Origin of the sequence: Janibacter sp. DB-40 (assembly GCF_029510815.1) — a bacterium.
Taxonomy (GTDB): domain Bacteria; phylum Actinomycetota; class Actinomycetes; order Actinomycetales; family Dermatophilaceae; genus Janibacter.
This window is the reverse complement of sequence record NZ_CP120360.1, coordinates 2,793,169-2,811,744: the sequence shown is the minus strand read 5'-3', so window position 1 is coordinate 2,811,744 and position 18,576 is coordinate 2,793,169. Positions and strand designations below refer to the sequence as shown.

Genomic DNA, 18,576 nt, shown 5'->3' with positions numbered 1-18,576 from the left:
CTCAGCTCCGAGTCTCCGTGACCGTGGCGGCCATGGCCTTCAACTCGGACTTGACGACCTTGCCGTTGCGGTTGAGCGGGAGCTGGGCGATGGGGCGGGCCTCATCCGGGACGAGGTGCCGGGCCATCGTGGCGCGGCAGTGGGCGAGGACCTGGGCCGGGGTGACGTCGGAGGACACGTAGAAGACGACGACGGCCTCGCCTGCTGCTTCGTCCGGGCGACCGACAGCCGCGGCGGCGGTCACCCCGGGCATGGAGACCACGGCGTCCTCGATCTCGTGGCTGGAGATACGTATCCCCCAGGACTTGATGAAGTCCGCCTTGCGATCGACGATGTAGACGAAGCCGTCAGCGTCGGCGTAGCCCAAGTCCCCGGTGAGCAACCCGCCGTCGACGAAGCGTTCGGCCGTTCCCTCGGGATCGTTCCAGTACCCGCGGGTGATGTTGTCCCCGCGAGCGAACAGCTCGCCGACGGAACCGGGCGGGAGGTCCTCCCCGTTCTCGTCGACGACGATCAAGGACACGCCGGGAATCCCCCGACCGACCGAACCGGAGCGCTCGTCGTGGAGCTCCGGAGGAAGATAGGACATGCGTGATGTGGCCTCCGTCGCCCCGTACATGACGAACAATCGGGCCTGGGGTTGGGCCGCCACCACCGCGTCGACCTGTGACTGGGGGAGTCGTCCGCCGGCCTGCTGGAGGAGCCTGAGCGAGGGCAGCCGGGCCGTGGCGAAAGAGCTCGCCCGGAGCAGCAGCTGGTAGGTCGACGGCACGCCGGCCAAGCCGGTGCACGCGTCGCGGCGGATCGTCTCGATCACCGTCTCCGGGAAGGTGAAGGTGTCGCAGACGGAGAGGCTGGCGCCGACACTCAGGTGGGTGTGCAGCAGCGAAGCGCCATAGCAGTAGGTGAACGGCAGCACCACGAGAACCCGGTCATCCGCCGTGAGACCGAGGTACTCCACGATGGAGTCGGTGTTCGCACGGATGTTGCGGTGGCTGACCCGGACGGCGCGCGGGGCGGAGGTGGTTCCGGAGGTGAACATCAGCACGGCATCCTCATCGGGGTCGACCGGCCTCGTGGTGTCCCCCCGGTGGTGTGGTGCCGACAGCACGCTCTCGTCGACCACGTGGCGTGCTTCCATCGCCACTCCTTCGGCAAGGCGCTTCAGCCCGGTGTCCAGCACGAAGGCATCGCAGTCGACGAAGCGTGCCCGCGCCCGGATGTCCGAGACCGTGAGATTGGTGGCGAAGGGGACTGCCACGTGCCCGGAACGGAGGATGGCGAGATAGGCCGCGGCCCAGAAGAGTGAGTTCCGACTGAGCAGCCCGATGCGGGCACCTGCGTCAAGGTTCCACTCACTGATGGAATGACCCACGGCGTCAGCGGCTTCCCGAAGTTGTGCGTAGGTGTGGGGACCATCGCGGTCGATGATGGCGATGGAGTCCGCACGACCGACGCGGAGCAGCTCGTCACCGATGTTGATGAGATGCTCAGCCACGTGCCACTCCTCGCCGAATGGTCTGCGCCCGAACGACTGGCGGATTTCGTCGCCCAAGAGGCCCTGCCTAGGGTAGCGTGATCACTCAACAGCCGGGGGAGCGGTTGTCGCACCGGGTCTTGGGGTGAGGGTGGGATGAGTGAAGAAGTGGCGAGTGAGGTTCGGGGTTTCATCCTGAACAACTTTCTTTTCGGTGATGTCAGCAAGATGCCCGGTGACACGGAGTCACTGCTGGAGAGCGGGATCCTTGACTCGACGGGGGTCCTCGAGCTGGTGGAGTTCCTCGAGGGTGATCTGGGGGTCGAGATCGCCGACCACGAGACGGTTCCCGCCAACTTGGACAGCGTCGCGAACATCACTGGTTTCGTGGCGCGCAAGTTGTGAGTCGTGCGGTCCCCGGGAGTTCCGATGTCACGAGTGAACCACCACCGTCGGATGCGTCTGCTTCTGGCCGGAGTTGCCGCCGCCGCCATCACGGCCGGTTGCAGCGCGTCCCCCTCCGACGACGAGCCGAGGGGAGGGGCGGTACCTGACCACAGCAACTCGGACGAAGGTGGTTCGAGGCCCTCGGGTGCTGTGGAGGACGTCTCCGTGGGCGAGACGATCACCAGCGGCCTCGAGACGCCTTGGGATGTGGACTTCCTCGCGGACGGGACCGCCGTGGTGACGTTGCGGGACTCCGGCGAGGTGCTTCGCCTCGACGAGGATGGCGACACCACCGTGCTGGACGCGGGAGGTGAGGAGGGGGCCGTTCCCGATGTGCAGCACGCCAGCGAGGACGGTCTGCTGGGGCTGGCCGTGGGACCCGATGACGGCATCTACCTGTACTTCACGACCGAGTCGGACAACAGGGTGGTGCGCTACGACATCGACGGAGACGAGCTGGTCAACCAGGAGGTCATCCTCGAGGGGATCCCCACGAACGAGAACCACTCCGGGGGGCGCTTGGCATTCGGCCCGGACGGCTACCTGTACGTCACGACCGGGGACACCAGAAACCTCGACCTCCCGCAGGACACGTCGAGCCTGGCCGGGAAGATCCTTCGCATCACCACGTCGGGTGAGCCTGCGCCGGGTAATCCGTTCGACAACGAGGTCTGGAGCTACGGGCACCGCAACGTCCAGGGCCTGGGGTGGACGAGCGACGGGACCATGTACGCCTCGGAGTTCGGCAGCAGCATGTACGACGAGCTGAACCTCATCGAGTCCGGCGCCAACTACGGGTGGCCGGAGATCGAAGGGTGGGCCGACGACTCCGACTACACCAACCCCCTGGTCACCTGGGGAACGTCCGAGGCCTCACCCTCGGGGATCGCGGTGACCGATGAGGGCGTCTGGATGTCGGCGCTCATGGGGGAGCGTCTCTGGTACATCCCGCTGGGCGAGGACGGGTCCGTGGGCGAGCCCAAGGACTTCGACATGGGTCTGGGGCGGTTGCGGACGGTCGTCACCACCCCCGATGACGACCTCTGGGTGGTGACATCGAACACCGACGGCCGCGGCGACCCGTCCGATTCGGACGACCGGATCGTTCGTCTGCAGGTGGACTGATGGCCGCTGCTGGCAGCGCGGCCTATCGGACGGGTTCGCCGCTCTCGTGGTCGACATTGGAGTCTTCCCAGATGCTGCCTTGCTGGAGGTTGGCGACGATGCCGTAGCGGTAGTCGGTGCCGAACTGGTTGTTGGTGTATCGGGCGCTGTCGGTGTCGCCACTGCGGCCACCGTTGATGGTGTAGTTGCCACCGTTCATGAGGTTGTTGCTCACGACGAGGTTGGAGATCGGGTCGTCGCCGACGAGTGAGCCGATTTGGAGGGCGGCGTTCTGCGGGTCGTAGGTGGATGCCTTGTAGGACTGGAGGTTGTTGCCGGTGAGCGTGATGTCATCGCCCTTGCGGATCTGGATGGAGTCGTGATGGCCGCCGGAGAAGCGCTGCATGTCGTGGATGTAGCAGCCCTCGACGAGAACATTGCTCGCCTCGATCCTCATGCCGTCCTCAGCGGAGTGGATGTCGGCTGCGCGCACCGTGGTGTCGTCACCGCGGATGAGGATGCCGAGGCCGGGTTCCCCGCTGTTGTCGACCTCGACGTTCTCGATGAGGGTGCCCTCGGCGTTCTCGTCGATCTGGAGCGGGGAGACGTCGGTGCTCGAGGTGACCTTGGTGTTGCGGATGGTCACGTTATTCGCCTGCACGATGATTCGGCCGTTGACCTCCTGCCCGTCGACGACAGTGTCGTCCTCGGTGATGGTCAGGCCATCGGAGTGGGTCAGGGGGACCCCGTCGGGGACACCGGCACTGCGTACGTCCGGGAAGTCTTGTTCGGTCGTCGACGGTGAGGGGGAGCTGCTCGAGGACCGCACGGTCTCCGCTGAGGTGGTGGCCTCGCTGCCCTGGTCTGCAGGCGTCCCACCGTCGCAGCCACTCAGCGCCGTGGCCGCCGCGACGGCGACGCCCACGGCGACGGATCGAGCTCGGGTCCCGAGGCTCTGCCCGTGCGTCCCGGTTGCCATCGGGTCACCGCTTCCGTGCCGAGGTCAGATCCGCGAAGACCTTCACATAGGACGTCGCCTGCAGTCGCCAGGCCAGTGCGTTCTCGATGCGCTCTCGGCCCCGCGCCCCCATGCGCTGTCGGCGCCCGGGATCATCGAGGAGCTCGGAGATCGCGCGGGCGGTCTCGCGCCCGTCGGTCCCCGAGACGTAGCATGCGGCATCCTGGGCGCAGCGGCGCGTCTCCCGAAGGTCGACCGCGACCACCGGCACCTCGTGCGCCATGTACTCGAGGGTCTTGTTCATCGTCGAGCGCTGGTTGAACTCGCACGGGGGGTCCGGGGTGACCCCGAGGTCTGCGGTGGACAGCCACCGGCCGATCTCCTCATGATCGACTCGTCCGGTGAAAGTCACCCACGGATCAAGACCACGTGAGGTGCACTCTGCGTGAAGGGACTCGGCACTGTCCCCGAAGCCCAGCAGCGCGAAGTGGGTGTCCTTCCGGCCGAGCTGGTGGACGTAGGCGTCGATGGCGGCGAGGAGATGATCCACGCCGTCCTGCGGCCCCATGATCCCGACGTAGCACACCAGGTACCTGCGGCCGTGCCGCAGCCCCGGATGTTCATCGCCTCGGCGCATGCGGTCCGAGTCGGGGGTGCTCATGACGACCGTGGTTCGGTCCGCGGAAACGCCACCCCGGTCGTGGGCGATCTCGCGATACTCGGGATTGGGGGAGATGACCCGGTCGGCCACGCGGTAGGTCTGACGTTCGTGCCACAGCACGGCTGAATGCAGGCGGCCGTCGTCGCCGAAGCGGGCCTGGTACACCTCCGGGCACAGGTCGTGCTGGTCGTAGACGAAGGGGCGACCCCACAGCTTCCAGAAGGCGCCGAGCGGCCAGTAGATGTCCGGCGGGTTGCAGGCCTGTAGCACGTGAAAAGGTCGTTCCCGATGAATTCGGAGGCTCAGTCCGACGGTGTGGAGGAAGCAGGTTGCGAACTCCCAGAAGTAGGACGCGACGCCACCGGTGCTCTCGTACTCGCGGTAGGAGTGGACGACGACGCCGTCGAGCTCGTGCCGGTCGGCCTCCTCGGACGATTCCTTGGGACAGATCACACTCACGGCGAAACCGGCGGCGATCAGTGCTTGGCACTCGTGGCGCACGCGTCGGTCGAGACGCAGGGGCAGGTTCTGGATGATGATGACGACGTGGGGCATGGCCGTGCCGGCAGTGCTCCGCAGCGGTCCCATCCTTGTCCCCCGGTCCCATCCTTGCCCCCACTGAGTCACTCTACCGGGGGTTAGACTCGCGCATGGCGGTTTCTCCATCGGATTCGGCAGCCGTGGGACCCGATCCAGCTCTTCCGGACGTGCTCGCACACTTCGGGATCTCGCTCGGGTCCTGGGAGGTCCTCGGTCCCCTGGTCGCGGGTACGGGAAGACACCGAGGATTCCGGGTCCGGGCCGAAGGCCGTGAGTGGGCCGTGAAGAGTCACACGTCAGCGGCCACCGTCGAGGGCCTGGCTGCCACCCACGCGCTCGAGCTGCGGTTGACCGACAACGGGTTCCCTGCCGCGCCGTTGCGCCGGACCCAGTACGGCGAGACCCTCGTCCGAGAAGGGTCCACGTGGTACTCGCTCCACGGCTGGGTCGAGGGTCAGCAGATCTCGATCGCGGACCGCGACGCCACGATCGGTGACCACCCGGACCTCGTGGGCGATCTGGCCCGCCTCATCGCGGCCCTGCACCAGACCAGTGGCACCTTGGCGGGCGACACAGATGCTGTCGATCCTGATCTCCTGCTGGAACTGCCGCGCGACCTGCTGCGCGAGATCCGCCGGCCCCGGCGGCGCCTTCTGTCGAGATGGCAGGCCCTACGGCTGAAGCCGGGCAAGACCGAGTTCGATCGATGGATCCTTCACGTCGTTCCGGAGCTCGCCGAACGTGCGGCTCGACTGTCCCGCCAGTCGGTCACGCCCGGCGTCGGTGGGTCGGACATCGTCCTGATTCACAACGACGTCAACTGGGAGAACCTGATTTTCGACGAGCGATTCCGGGTACGCGCGCTGCTGGACTTCGACAACGCCGTGCCAGCGCCGCGCGCTCTCGAGGTGGGGGCGTGCGCCGTGGTGCTCGTGGGGGCGGACCCTGCCCGGGTCGAGTCTTTCGTCTCCGCGTACGAGGCGGCCTTCGGTGCGCCGCTCGATCGGGAGCTGGTCAGGCTGGCCATGGAGCTCAAGTGCGTCCGATCGGTGCTCGCCTCCGTGATGACTCATCTGGGACACGGCACCGACAGCGCCCGGCTCAGGACGTGGAGTCATCACCTGTACGAGTCGCTCGGAGCACTTCCCCCACGGTGATGTCGTGGGTCAGACCTCCGGGACATCCTCGACGAGCTCGGGTGCCAGGTGCAGGTATTCGGTCGTGCGCCGCTTCTGGTCGATGTCGCGGTAGACGCGTTCGAGCTGCTCGAGGGTCAACCCGGCCGCGCTCGCGACCTGCTCCAGCGGGATGTCGTGGTTCTTGCCGTACAGACAGAGGTCCATGCGGTCGTGGGGGAGGGAGAAGTAGAACTCTTCCTGCGACTGGGGCAGGGAGTAGGTGTCCGTCGTCGAGGGGCGGGAGCGGATCTCCTCCGGGACGCCCAGGTGCTCGGCCAGCGCGTAGACCTGGCACTTGTACAGGTGGGCGATGGGTTTGATGTCCGCGGCACCGTCACCGAGCTTGACGAAGAAGCCCTGGTCGAACTCCAGCCGGTTGGGCGTTCCGGCGACGATGTGGTTCAGGCGGTCGGCGTGGTAGTACTCGAGGGCCTTGCGGGTGCGCTGCTTGAAGTTCGTCGCCGCCACGACGCCCAGGTAGGCCTCCTGGGTCAACCGGTATTGCTGCTGCGCACCATCCGGGTCCACGACCACCACGGAGTAGAGCCGGTAGCTGTCGGAGTCGACGACCGAGGGGAGCACGATCTTGGAGCGGTACCCCGGCCCGTAGTCGGGGCAGACGAGCCGGATGGCCTCGTCCCTGCGGCGGTACGCGCCGAAGGCCTCCAGCGCGTCGGTGATGTCTTCCGTCGCGGAGTCGATCCCGAAGGCATCGGACAGGCTGGTGCTGATCCGCAGCGTCTCGGACGACGACTCCCGCTCGGGCATGTGGATCCCGAAGACGCGTTCGGCGCCGAGGGCCTCCACGGCCAAGGCCGCCACGACGCTGGAGTCGATCCCCCCGGACAGCGCGACGACGACCCCCTTCCTCCGGGATCGACGGAGGTAGTCGCGGAGGCGCTCAGCGATACGGGCCGTCGTCGCTGACAGGTCGAGCTGAAGCGTGTGCGGGCCGAATGCGTCTGACATGTCCATCCCCTAGCTGTGAGCTGCTCGATCGATGATCATCGTCGGTTCGGCCAGCGGGCGGTCAGCCGCCGATGAGCCGTCTCCGACGATGAACTGACGGTGCAGGAGCTGAGTCGAGAGTATGGCAAGGACCCTCATGTTGTCCGTGTTGCTCATGCCCACTCCTCCCTTCCGTCGACACTTGGTCGTGAGGGCAGCGACGGCGCGGGGCTCGAATATGCCGGCCGCGTCCACCTCCTCAGGCGACGTCACCGCCTCCACCCACGTGGTCGGGTCGCGCCCGAAGAACGCAGCCGCATCCGGGGACCGGTAGGGCTGCTTCGGACGGTGGACGATCTCCTCGGGGAGGAGGTCGGCGAAGGCCTTCTTCAGCACGTGCTTCTCGTCCAGGCCGAGCAGCTTGTGCCGGGCGGGCAGTCGGCCGGCCAGCTCGACGACGTTCTTGTCCAGGAAGGGGAAACGACCCTCGACCGAGTTGGCCATGAGCATCCGGTCACCCTGCGAGGAGAGGATGTAACCGGGAAGGAGGGTGGACATCTCCAGCCACTGGGCGCGACTCAGCGGATCCCACGCCCGGTGCTCGACGGGCATGCGGGCCACCAGACCGGTGGTGACGTCGGTCGGCCACTCGGGGTGGGGAACGGTCAGGGCCAGCAGGGACGCCGAGCTGTCCCACCGTGGCCGGTGCGACATCGCTGGGTCGTCGACGGAGAGGTTGCGGCTGAAGAACTCCCGGGCGAAGGCCGGTGCTGAGCCCGGCGCCCGAGCCATCCACGGGTACAGCAGGTCCAGCGCCTGAGGTCGCAGCAGTGACTCGGGGTCGCGCGCGACGAACTCGCGAAGGCGCGCCTCTCGGAAGATGTCGTACCCGGCGAGGACTTCGTCGGCGCCCTCCCCGGTGACCACGACCGGGTAACCGTGCTCTCGGGCGAACGCCGACAGCAGGAACATGGGGGTCGGCGCCGCACGCAGGACCGGGGTCTCCGCGTGCCGGACCACGTCGGGGAAGGCGGCACCGATGTCATGTGCGTCGATGGTGATCTCGTGGTGCTCGGTTCCGAGCCGCTGAGCCATCACCTGCTGGAACGATCCCTCGTCGAAGTCCCCGTCGGAGAACCGCAGGGAGAACGTCTCGAGGCGAACATCGGTGTGCCGGGCGATGACGGCAGCGATGACGGCGGAATCGATACCTCCGGAGAGGTAGGTGCCGACCGGGACGTCGCTGCGCAGGAACCTCAGCTGCACCGCCTCGACCAGACGGTCCCTCAGCTCTGACGCGTTGCGTTCCAGGTCGTGGGCCGGCTCCTGCCGGCGCTCAGGGAACTCTGGACGCCAGTAGGGGCGCACGTCGTGCGACCGCTCGGTGATGACCGCCAGGTGCCCGGGGGGCAGTTGCTCGACTCCCGCGAAGACCGTGCGGGGCGCGACCGTGCTCCAGAAGGTCATGGTCTCGGCGAGGCCGGTCCGGTCGAGGGAGCGCGGTACGTCCGGGTCGGCGAAGATCGCCTTGATCTCGGAGGCGAAGGTGACCCTGCCGCGGTGACGAGTGAGGTAGAGCGGTCGGACCCCCAGCCGGTCCCGGGACAGGATGAGCCGGTGACCTCGTGGCTCCCAGATGGCCAGGGCCCACTGGCCATTGAACCGCGAGAAGCATTCCTCCTGCCACTGCTGCCATGCGTGGAGGATGACCTCGGTGTCGCTGCGGGTCCGGAAGCGGTGACCGAGGCCGATCAGTTCCTGCCGCAGCTCGACGTGGTTGAAGATCTCTCCGTTGAAGGTGACCCAGACGGACTCGTCCTCGGTGCCCATCGGTTGGGCGCCGCCGGCCACGTCGACGATGGCCAGTCGGGTGTGGCCGAGGGCGACGTGCTCGTCCCGGTAGATCCCGCTGCCGTCCGGACCCCGGTGCGGCAGCCGGCACAACATCCGTCGCACCATCTCGATCTCGGGTGGCCGGTCGAAGGACAGCGTGCCGGCGATGCCGCACATTAGGTGCTCCCGGAGAGGCCATCGAGGACGACCTCGATCGAGGCGAGATCGCCGAGATGGTCCACCGTGATGACGTGGTCCGGCAGGGTCACGCCGCAGCCGTCCTCGATGGCCACCGCCAGACCGAGTGCGTCGAGCGGCCCCGCGCCGGGACCGAGAGGGAGCGGGAGCTCGGTCAGGATGCGCCGGCGATCGCCCGTCCGCCCTTCCATCACGTGTCCCGTGCGAGGGGCTCTGAGTGGGCGAGCAGCGTCATGGCGGGCCACCTGCCGGTGCACCGGGACGCGTTCGCGCCGAGCTCGCGGAGGGTGCGCCTGGAGAAGAGCCAGTAGTTCGACCGGGTGTAGCCGGAGAAGCCCAGCGCCGCGAACCCACGCTGCCGAGCTTTTTCGGGGAGCCAGTGGACGAGGGGCACCATGAGGTGCGGTTCGATGGGAAACCACCGGTTGGGCGTGGTGTGCAGGTAGCCGAGCCGACCCACCCGACGGGACTCCGTGATCATCTGCCGCGCGCCGTCCGGGCCGCCCACGTGCTCGATGACGGCATTGCTGACCACGTAGTCGAACGAGCCATCGGCGAAGGGCAGCGCGCGAGCATCGCCGCGGAGGGTGGGTCGACCCCACAGCCTGCTCGGGCAGGCCCCGTAGACGAGACACGTCACCTGGGCGTGGTCGAGCAGACCGCGCTCGACCGCGGACTCGGTGCCGATGCCCTCCTCCGGTGACACCCCGACGAGGAGGACGCGGGACCCGGGCCGGATGTTGGTGCGCAGCAGGTCGATCTTGCGCGCGCGAGAGCGGGCACTCACTCGCCGGGCAAGCTGTCGCGCGGGCCCCTTCTTCAGCAGCTCGGGAACCGACAGCATGTCACCCCTCCATCTCCCTCGCCATGCTGAAGCATGGCACACCGGTTCGCGCGGTGTCACCGGTCAAAACCGGCCCGGGAGCTGTCGTCGCGCTCCCACCGGGTGCTCGATCCGAGTCGAGCGCGCAGCCGTGCCAGGACGACCACGAAGGCGTACACGGCCACGTCCGGTGCCCGTCGTGGGTCCTGGTGCACCAAGAGCCGGAGGTCCCGCAGCTGTTGACCTCGTGCGCCGCGCCCGGTTCCAACGCCAGGGCAGACCTGGCCATGCGTGCGGTAGGTCCGCCGCAGGATGAGAAGGAGGCCGCGCAGCCGCAGAGGAGTGTGGACGACCACCGGGTCCGTGTCGATGATCGTCACCTCGTGGCCACTGAACAGCGAGTCGATGAAGAGGTCGTCGCCGATGACCTCGGGGAACTCGTCGAAGCGTGCTCGAGCGCTCTCGGACAGCGCGTAGCAGCCAGCACCCCACAGGGCACCGGCCACCGAGGGGAGCCGGGCTCGGATGCCGTACCAGCGGTGCACCACCCAGCTGGCACCGGTGCTGTCGTAGCGGTGGGGTGGCCGCCCGACGAGTACGTCCCGCTCCAGTGCATGCAGCGTCTCCACCGCTGCCCGGCCGGTCATCTCGATGTCGGCATCGAGGTAGATGCGCGGGCCCGGGACGGCGAGGCGATCACCTTCGCGCAGGGCCGCCGTCTTCGAAGGGCGGTCCAGCTCACGGACCCGCACGTGGGTGAACGTGCGAGCGACCTCGGCGGTCCGGTCGCTGCACCCGTTGCACACGACGACGACGTCGACCAGTCCCTGCTCGACGACGTCGTTCAGGTGCGCCAGTGTGCGGGCGATGACAGCTTCCTCGTCGTGGGCTGCGATGACGATGGTCCCCAGGGGTGCGCTCATCGGAGACCGCCGGGCAGCGTGGCGCGCGCGGTGGGCGAGAGCAGGGCCCGAAGCGCCGCTCGACTGCGGGGCTGGTTTGCACGCAGCACGCCCTTGAGGATCACGACGCCGGCGAATCCCGTGCTCGTGAGGGGGCCGTGCCACTTGCGGAAATAGCGCACGCGGTTGACTTCCTGGAGGGCGTGCAGGGCGTCCGACGTCCCCGAGCCGGCACCGCGATGGCGCACGACGGCATCCGGCTGAAATCGGATGGATGCCCCGGACGCGCGCAACCGTCGACAGTAGTCGGTCTCCTCCGAGTACAGGAAGAATCTGCGCTCGTCCCAGAGGCCGACGGCACGGACCAACGGCGTGGGCACCAGGAGCGCGGCGCCGGTGGCCCAGTCAGTCGTCCCGGATGAGGCATACGCACGAGGGTCCCGCACCCTCTCGCCGAGTCGGGCCGGTCGGCCCGGCCAGCGGTCCCCGAAGAGTGCGTCGCCGAGTGAACCGAGGATGGTCGGCTCCCGTCGCAGGGAAGACTGCGGGTGCCCCCGGTCATCGACGATCGCCGGAGTCACAGCATCGGCGTCACCCGCAGCGGCGGCCATGCCGGCAAGGGCTCCCGGCTCGAGGCGCAGGTCGGGATTGAGGAAGACAGTCCACCGACTCGCGGTCGCCCCCACCAGGGCGCGGTTGATTCCACCGGCGTATCCCACGTTCGCCCCCGACTCCACGAGCTCGACCTTCGGATGGCCGGCGAGGACCGGGGCGAGGTCATCAGTGGGTTCGTTGTTGACGACGACCGCCCGCCACACGAGATCCCCCGCCGCCGCCGGGACCGTGTCCAGCAGCTGGGCGATGTCGGGTGCGCTCCGGTAGGAGACGATGATCAGCAGACAGTCGATCACAGCGACTCCTCGCGACACCCGGGGCGCGTCACACGCGCCGCATCCACAGCGAGCCTGTGGGTCGGCCTCTGAGGGGCTCGGGCACCAGGTCCGGGCGGGTGGTCCAGACCCAGGACGTCATCAGCTGGATCTGCCAGGCGTCGTTGTGGGTGAGGAAGGCTCGCAGGAGGTACGCCTCGGTCCAGTCGCGACCCTCACGAATCCACTGCTCCGGATATTCGAAGGGCCAGTGGATGTCGTGGACGTGGACGATGATGCCGGCGGGAAGCGTGGGCAGGACGTGCAGGTACAACCAGGCGACGTCGGAGCCGGACTTCAGGACATGCGTGGAATCGATGAGCAGCACATCGCCGGTCTCGAGCTGGGAGAAGATCTCAATCGGTGCATCCTGCACCGGGGCCTCGATGATGTCGATGTCGTCGGTGGGGCGAAGTCGTGACCGCAGCCGCTCAGGGTTCGGCTCCACACAGGTGATCTCGAGCTCGGGCAGGTGACGGTCGACGACATCGAGCGCGGCGGCGGTCGAGTACCCCGACCCGACCTCGAGCAACCGTCGGGGTCGGTGGTGGCGCAGCATGGCATGGAGCACTGCGGCGTCGGCCCGACCGTACATCCCATTGCCCTCCCACCGGTCTTCCGGCAGCTCCGTCAGCATCGGTGCCAGCTCGGCCATGACCCGAGTCTGGCCGGCCTCGTTCAGGTCCACTCCCACGGGTGTGGCCGTGCGCCAAGAGGCAGCACGTTCACGGTCGGCGACGGCCGTCGTCGGCGAGTAGTAGTGCCCCGGTGGGGCGTATGGCGGGTTGATGACGGACGCGGCGATGCTGCGGACGGTCCGGATGGCGCGCGCACGGATGTCCTCCATGAAGGGAGTCTCGCGCAAAGCCGTCCGGCTGACCAGCATCGGGACTCACCCCCTTCCACGGGGGCCAGCGGGTGGGGCGGTCGCTCGCCACGCCCGGAGCAGACGCGCACGCACATCCGCGAAGAGGGGAGTGGCGACCAACCTGTCGCCGGGATCGGAGACGACCAGCGGACGGGTCCAGGCCGTGCCGTCGAGCCGCCACAGGGCCCCCATTGCACCGATCAGGACGTACATGACGCCGACGAAGGTGGTGAAGTAGAACGAGTCGAATGTCCCGCTGGCGACGATCGCCGCCGGCATCGTCACGGCCAGGGCGTGCCCCAGGTGCCGAGTTTCTTGATCCCGGCCGCGAAGGCGGACGCTGCGACCGAGGAGGTAGGGCACGAAGAAGAGCAGGACGAAGGCGAGTACCGCGATGACGCCGCCGGCCAGAAGGAACACGTAGAACTGGTTGTCCAGCAGGAGAAACTCTTCGGGTGTGACCATCCCGGCGCCCCACCCGAAGATGGGGCGCCTGTCCCACATGTCCATCACGATGGCCGTGCGCTCGATTCGGTCCTGAACGCTCGGGTCATTCTCGACATTCGTGAAGAGGGCCTTGATGGTGCCCAGGACTCCGCGATTGAGGACGTGGAAGACGGCGGTGGCCAGCACTGCGAGCACCAACGCGTTGTAGCGCTGGCGCCAGGGCCAGACGATGGCCATCATGCCCATCGCCACGATCGTGGTCACGACGGCCGATCGCGAGATGGACATGGGGATGCCCAAGGCGATGATGACGACAGCGCACCAGTTCCACACCAGTATCCGGCCGGGTGGGGAGAAGAGGGCGTAGTGCAGGGCGACCGGCAGGACGAGGGCCAGCACGACTCCGAACTCGATGTAGTGGGCAGCTGTCCCTGCGACCCGGGCGAACTCCAGATCACCCCGAGCCCCGATCCCGACCAGCTCCTGGTTCATGTTGAGCCCCGGGACCCGGATGTACGTCGTCAGGTCGACGACCCCGAAGAATTGCAGCACCCCCACCACGGACATGACAGCGGTTGACGCCACGAGGAGGCGCAGCAGACGGTCGAGCTCGTCGCGTGTTCGGATGCCGTCCGTGACGGCCAGGGCCACACCCGACATGGCGACGACCAGGATGAGCCAGCGGTAGGCCGAGCTGACTTGGGCTGCGGAGGGAAGGCGGTCCAGGCCGACGACCAGCCCGACCAGCTGCACGAGCAGGAAGACGCCCAGGATCCACCGGATCGGCTGCCTGCCCGGGGGCAGCTGGTGCGGACGGACGGCGGAGACTGCCCAGATGAAGGCCAGCAGGAGTCCGATGGCGACGGGCGGCCGTCCGACCGCCCCCATCCCCCCGATGACGAGACGCGCCGGGATGAGGAACTGCAGAACCATGAAGCCAGCGAGGAGGCCGAAGGAGGTGATGAGCTGGCCGCGGACGAGGGTGGGTTTCCAGTCACGTCGAGCTCGTCGGATCGAGGTGGGGGTGTGGAGCAGGACCGGCTTCCAGAGCTCGACTTCGCGCTGCTCATCGGCCACGGTGGATCACCGGATCTGCGCTCATGTCTTGCTGCGGCTCGGTGCCGGTGCATAATCCGGCACAGGCGCATCCGAGGCCGAGGTCTCCGAAGGGTCGACCCCCGCCGCTTCCGGCATCTCTGAGGCCGAGGTTGCAGGTTGGGGTCGGCGTTCCCGCCGACGGCTCAACCGTCGCCGCAGGAGCCCCATGATGTCGTCGAAGAGCAGCGTGATCAGCAACGAGAACGCAGCGCCGATGACCCCGACGATGGCCATGTTGCGCATCTTTCCCGTCTCCACCACTTCGTCTACTGCAGGCTGCTGCAGGACCTGGAGCGAGATCTGGGCGTTCGGTCGGATGCCCGCCTTGTCCTGTCGCGCTGCCAGCTCCTGCTCGCTCATCTGGAGCACCGTCGCAAGGGTCTGCGTACCCACGCTCTCCGAGTCGCTCAGGACGTCCAGCCGGATGATGCTGCTGCGTTCTTGGGTCTCGATCTCGTAGTCCCGCTCCAGTCCCTGCTTCTCCACGAGGTCCCGGGACGCTGCGCTGTCCAGCACGATGGCCAGCACCTCGCTGGTGCTCTCCCTCCCCCCGTAGGGGCCGTCGACGTCGCTTGCCCCGGGACCTGCGACGAGGACCGCGGTGGCCTCGACCGCATACTCCGGCCGCACTCCCTGACCGACCATCACTGCGCCCCACCCGCTCAGGGCCAGCAGCGGGATGAACACGTACCAACGCCGCAGCAGGGCCACGGTGATTCGCCAAACATCCATGCACTCTCCCCCTTCTCGACCGCCTCGTGATGCCATCCCCATGCCGTCCCCGGGGCGTCACGGACTCGAGACATCCGCCGTGTTCCATCTTAGGCGGGTGAAGGACGGAGCGGGGGTTCCACTGTGCGGCGGCCTGCACGCCGCCCTTCGGTCCTCGTCATGCCCCGAGGAGCCCGCTGCGCGGCCTATGGTGGATCGGTGTCGACCGTTGATGTCCTGATGATCTCCTACAACGACGCGAGTTATCTGAGGAAGTCCCTCCCGCACCTCCTCGACACCTGCGACGAAGCCACCCGTGTGTGGTTGTGGCACAACGGTATGGATGAGGAGACGCTCGAGGTGGCCCGTTCCTACGCCGGGGATCCCCGAGTCCACCGCTTCCATCACAGCCGGGAGAATGTTCGGCTGACGGCTCCCACGAACTGGTTGTGGGCCGAGGGAGATGGCGCGTTCGTGTCCAAGGTGGATGACGACTGCCTCCCCGAGCCCGGGTGGATCGAGCGGTTGCGGGCAGCGCACGGTGCCAACCCCGAGTTCGGTGCGGTGGGGTGCTGGCGTTTCCGTGACGAGGACTTCGTCCCGGAACTTGCTGAGCGCAAGGTCCAGCATTTCGCCGGCGGCGTCAGCCTCCTGCGCAATCACTGGGTTCAGGGCAGTGGCTACCTTCTGCCGCGGACCCTCGTCCACCGCCAAGGACTGCTCCGAGAAGGTCAATCCTTCACGCGGTACTGCATCGAGCTGGCCTGTCGTGGAGCAGTCAACGGTTGGCTGTACCCGTTCCTGCGCGAAGAGAACATGGACGATCCTCGCTCTCCCCACACACGCCTGGTCGACGACGAGGCCTTCCGTCGTCGGATGCCGTTGACCGCCCGAAACCTGGGCATCACCACCGTGGCGGACTGGGCGCAACAGGAGCACGAGTCCGCGATCGCCGTCCAGAAGGCGTCCTTGGATCTTCGGGAGTACTTCGGGTGGCGATTCCGGCGACGCAACCTGGTCAAGGGGGTGCGTCGAGCCTTCCACGGCAAAGGAGGCTGGTGACGCACCTCCATCGACGGGCGCTGTGAGAGGGAGCCGCAGAGCACGACGAAGGGGGCTGACCACCGGCCGGTGGTCAGCCCCCTTCGCTCGGGGTGTGTCGAATCAGAAGGCCGACTCGGGCACCTCCATGAGGGAGTTGTCGGTCGCCTCGGCGATGGCCTTCTCGGAGGCCAGGCGGGGCAGGACGTTCTTGGCGAAGAAGCTCGCCGCGGCGATCTTGCCGGTGTAGAAGTCCTTGTCCGCCGCGGAGACCTCGCCCTGCAGGGCCTCGGTCGCGACGGCGGCCTGGCGCAGGAGCAGCCAGCCGACGACGAGGTCGCCGGCGCCGAGCAGCAGGCGGGAGGTGTTCTGCCCGACCTTGTAGATGTTGGTGATGTCCGAGCCCTCCTGCTTGGGGTCGGAGGCCATCAGCGCCTGGAACATCGCGCCGAGGATGCCCTGGACGTCCTCCAGGCCCTTGGCCAGCAGCTCGCGCTCGACCTTCAGGGCGCCACCCTGCGCATCGACGTCCTGGGCGAACTCCTGGATCTGCATCGCGAGGTGACCCAGCGCCTGGCCGTTGTCGCGCACGATCTTGCGGAAGAAGAAGTCCATGCCCTGGATCGCGGTCGTGCCCTCGTAGAGGGTGTCGATCTTCGCGTCGCGGACGTACTGCTCGATCGGGTACTCCTGCAGGAAGCCGGAACCACCGAAGGTCTGCAGCGACTCGGTGCCCAGCAGCGTCCAGGCGCGCTCGGAGCCCAGGCCCTTGACGATCGGCAGCAGCAGGTCGTTGACGCGGTTGGCCATCGCGGCGGGGGTCTCGTCCGCGATCTCCTCCGAGCCGGTCTCGCGCTGCTGGACGTCGACGGTGTCCTGCTGGCTGGAGGTGAAGGCGATGAGCGCGCGCAGGCCCTCGGCGTAGGACTTCTGCAGCATCAGGGACCGCCGCACGTCCGGGTGGTGGGTGATGGTCACGCGCGGGGCGTCCTTGGCGGGCGTGGTCAGGTCGGCTCCCTGGACACGCTCCTTGGCGTACTCGAGCGCGTTGAGGTACCCCGTCGAGAGGGTGGCGATGGCCTTCGTGCCGACGAGCATGCGGGCGTTCTCGATGACGCGGAACATCTGCGCGATGCCGTCGTGGACCCCGCCGAAGAGGGTGCCGACGGCGGCGTGCTTCTCGCCGAAGGTCACCTCGCAGGTCGTGGAGACCTTCAGCCCCATCTTGTGCTCGACGTTGGTGACGTAGGCGCCGTTGCGCTCGCCGAGCTCACCGGTCTCGAGGTCGACGTCGTACTTGGAGACGATGTAGAGGCTCAGGCCCTTGGTGCCGGGGCCGGCACCCTCGGGGCGGGCGAGGACGAAGTGGATGATGTTGTCGCTCATGTCGGACTCGGCCGAGGTGATGAAGCGCTTGACGCCCTCGATGTTCCAGGTGCCGTCGCCGTTGTCGGTGGCCTTCGTGCGGCCGGCGCCCACGTCGGAGCCGGCGTCGGGCTCGGTGAGGACCATGGTGCAGTGCCAGTGGTTGTCGACGATCCACTTGGCCAACTTCTTCTGGTCGGGGGTGCCGAGCAGGTAGAGCAGGTTGGCGAAGGAGTAGCTGGCGCCGAACATCCCGATGGCCGGGTTGGCGCCGAGGACGAGCTCGTTCATCGCCCAGCGCAGCGACGGGGGAGCGACGGTGCCGTCGAGCTCCTCCGGGACGTCCAGGGACCAGAAGCCGGAGTCCTTGTAGGCCTGGAAGGACTTCTTGAAGGACTCGGGCATGGCGACCGAGTGGGTCTGCGGGTCGAAGACCGGCGGGTTGCGGTCGGCGTCGGCGAAGGACTCGGCGAGCTCGTTCTCGGCCAGGCGCGAGTACTCCTTGAGCATCTCGCGCGCGGTGTCGGCGTCCACGGCCTCGTACGGACCCTGGCCCAGGACCTCACCGCGACCGAAGACCTCGAAGAGGTTGAACTCCAGGTCGCGGAGGTTGCTCTTGTAGTGACCCATGATGGCTCCTGGTCATGTCGATCGAGTGCCGGTGTGGCCGGCGTTGGAGGCGTCGCTAAGCGTTCGCTTACCGACGGTCCTTCTCATCTTCACCTGTAGACGCTTGCGCGAGCAAGCAAAGGGGCGGTGACGTGACGCACATGCCGTGCGTGCGCGTTCCCTGAGGTGCGGAGGCCGCCCACGGCCGGAGCCTCGAAGGGAGTGGATGCGCCCGCCCACGTCGGTCGAGGTGTGAGTTCGCTCAGCGAGCTCGGTCACACGCGCCGCGTGGGCGCCTCGAGACCCGGGTGCCGGATCGGCCGGCGACGTGGGTTAGCATGGCGCCTGCGCAACCGCGCCGGTGTAGCTCAATGGTAGAGCGCCAGCTTCCCAAGCTGGACACGCGGGTTCGATTCCCGTCACCGGCTCCATCTTCTTC

General features: G+C 67.6%; 17 protein-coding genes and 1 tRNA gene. 5 read left to right on the top strand and 13 right to left on the bottom strand.

Going from position 1 to position 18,576, the window contains the following annotated elements:
- Position 1: 1 nt before the first annotated feature.
- A complete protein-coding gene (locus PVE36_RS13475) occupies positions 2–1,498 on the bottom strand; it encodes an AMP-binding protein (RefSeq protein WP_277453046.1) in 1,497 nt (498 codons plus the stop codon).
- A gap of 135 nt (positions 1,499–1,633) precedes the next feature.
- Here PVE36_RS13475 and PVE36_RS13470 point away from each other — a divergent pair, with 135 nt between their 5' ends.
- Both PVE36_RS13470 and PVE36_RS13465 read left to right on the top strand, forming a co-directional pair.
- Entirely contained in the window at positions 1,634–1,882 is a 249-nt protein-coding gene (locus tag PVE36_RS13470; RefSeq protein ID WP_277453043.1) for a hypothetical protein, read from the top strand.
- A gap of 207 nt (positions 1,883–2,089) precedes the next feature.
- Positions 2,090–3,049, top strand: a complete 960-nt coding sequence (locus tag PVE36_RS13465; protein ID WP_277453042.1) for a PQQ-dependent sugar dehydrogenase — start codon at positions 2,090–2,092, stop codon at positions 3,047–3,049.
- 22 nt (positions 3,050–3,071) lie between these two features.
- On the opposite strand, the gene PVE36_RS13460 is transcribed toward PVE36_RS13465, so the two are convergent.
- Positions 3,072–4,007, bottom strand: coding sequence for a hypothetical protein (locus PVE36_RS13460; RefSeq protein WP_277453041.1), 936 nt, complete (start codon positions 4,005–4,007; stop codon positions 3,072–3,074).
- Positions 4,008–4,011: 4 nt separating this feature from the next.
- Positions 4,012–5,235: a glycosyltransferase family 4 protein gene (locus PVE36_RS13455; protein ID WP_277453040.1), complete on the bottom strand. Its 1,224-nt coding sequence runs from the start codon at positions 5,233–5,235 to the stop codon at positions 4,012–4,014.
- Between the two features lie 62 nt (positions 5,236–5,297).
- On the opposite strand from PVE36_RS13455, the gene PVE36_RS13450 reads away from it, so the two are divergent.
- A complete protein-coding gene (locus PVE36_RS13450) occupies positions 5,298–6,344 on the top strand; it encodes an aminoglycoside phosphotransferase family protein (protein WP_277455850.1) in 1,047 nt (348 codons plus the stop codon).
- Positions 6,345–6,353: 9 nt separating this feature from the next.
- Here the strand turns inward: PVE36_RS13450 and nadE are convergent, their stop codons facing one another.
- Genes nadE through PVE36_RS13405 form a run of 9 tightly spaced genes read right to left on the bottom strand, consistent with a single transcriptional unit; the run spans position 6,354 to position 15,122 of the window.
- Entirely contained in the window at positions 6,354–7,334 is a 981-nt protein-coding gene (nadE, locus tag PVE36_RS13445) for an NAD(+) synthase (protein ID WP_277453039.1), read from the bottom strand.
- Positions 7,335–7,343: 9 nt separating this feature from the next.
- The gene (asnB, locus tag PVE36_RS13440) at positions 7,344–9,323 is read right to left on the bottom strand and encodes an asparagine synthase (glutamine-hydrolyzing) (RefSeq protein ID WP_277453038.1); all 1,980 of its coding nucleotides are present in this window, start codon (positions 9,321–9,323) and stop codon (positions 7,344–7,346) included.
- A complete protein-coding gene (locus PVE36_RS13435) occupies positions 9,323–9,535 on the bottom strand; it encodes a hypothetical protein (protein WP_277453036.1) in 213 nt (70 codons plus the stop codon). Before PVE36_RS13435 ends, asnB begins: the two co-directional genes overlap by 1 nt.
- Complete coding sequence (locus PVE36_RS13430; RefSeq protein ID WP_277453034.1) at positions 9,535–10,188, bottom strand: class I SAM-dependent methyltransferase; 654 nt, start codon at positions 10,186–10,188, stop codon at positions 9,535–9,537. The genes PVE36_RS13435 and PVE36_RS13430 overlap by 1 nt, the downstream gene beginning before the upstream one ends.
- A 56-nt stretch (positions 10,189–10,244) precedes the next feature.
- Entirely contained in the window at positions 10,245–11,090 is an 846-nt protein-coding gene (locus PVE36_RS13425; RefSeq protein ID WP_277453033.1) for a glycosyltransferase, read from the bottom strand.
- On the bottom strand, positions 11,087–11,980 hold the full coding sequence (locus PVE36_RS13420; RefSeq protein WP_277453032.1) for a glycosyltransferase family 2 protein: 894 nt from the start codon (positions 11,978–11,980) through the stop codon (positions 11,087–11,089). The genes PVE36_RS13425 and PVE36_RS13420 overlap by 4 nt, the downstream gene beginning before the upstream one ends.
- Positions 11,981–12,008: 28 nt before the next feature.
- Positions 12,009–12,845, bottom strand: a complete 837-nt coding sequence (locus tag PVE36_RS13415; protein WP_277453030.1) for a class I SAM-dependent methyltransferase — start codon at positions 12,843–12,845, stop codon at positions 12,009–12,011.
- Between the two features lie 45 nt (positions 12,846–12,890).
- Positions 12,891–14,390 (bottom strand): O-antigen ligase family protein, encoded by a 1,500-nt coding sequence (locus tag PVE36_RS13410; protein ID WP_277453029.1) that lies wholly within the window; start codon positions 14,388–14,390, stop codon positions 12,891–12,893.
- 21 nt (positions 14,391–14,411) lie between these two features.
- Positions 14,412–15,122 (bottom strand): hypothetical protein, encoded by a 711-nt coding sequence (locus PVE36_RS13405; protein ID WP_277453028.1) that lies wholly within the window; start codon positions 15,120–15,122, stop codon positions 14,412–14,414.
- Positions 15,123–15,341: 219 nt separating this feature from the next.
- Between PVE36_RS13405 and PVE36_RS13400 the strand changes: the two genes are divergently transcribed.
- On the top strand, positions 15,342–16,184 hold the full coding sequence (locus PVE36_RS13400) for a glycosyltransferase (protein ID WP_277453026.1): 843 nt from the start codon (positions 15,342–15,344) through the stop codon (positions 16,182–16,184).
- A gap of 102 nt (positions 16,185–16,286) precedes the next feature.
- On the opposite strand, the gene PVE36_RS13395 is transcribed toward PVE36_RS13400, so the two are convergent.
- The gene (locus PVE36_RS13395) at positions 16,287–18,158 is read right to left on the bottom strand and encodes an acyl-CoA dehydrogenase (protein ID WP_277453024.1); all 1,872 of its coding nucleotides are present in this window, start codon (positions 18,156–18,158) and stop codon (positions 16,287–16,289) included.
- A 336-nt stretch (positions 18,159–18,494) separates the two neighbouring features.
- Here PVE36_RS13395 and PVE36_RS13390 point away from each other — a divergent pair.
- Positions 18,495–18,568 (top strand) — tRNA-Gly (locus PVE36_RS13390).
- Positions 18,569–18,576: the final 8 nt, after the last annotated feature.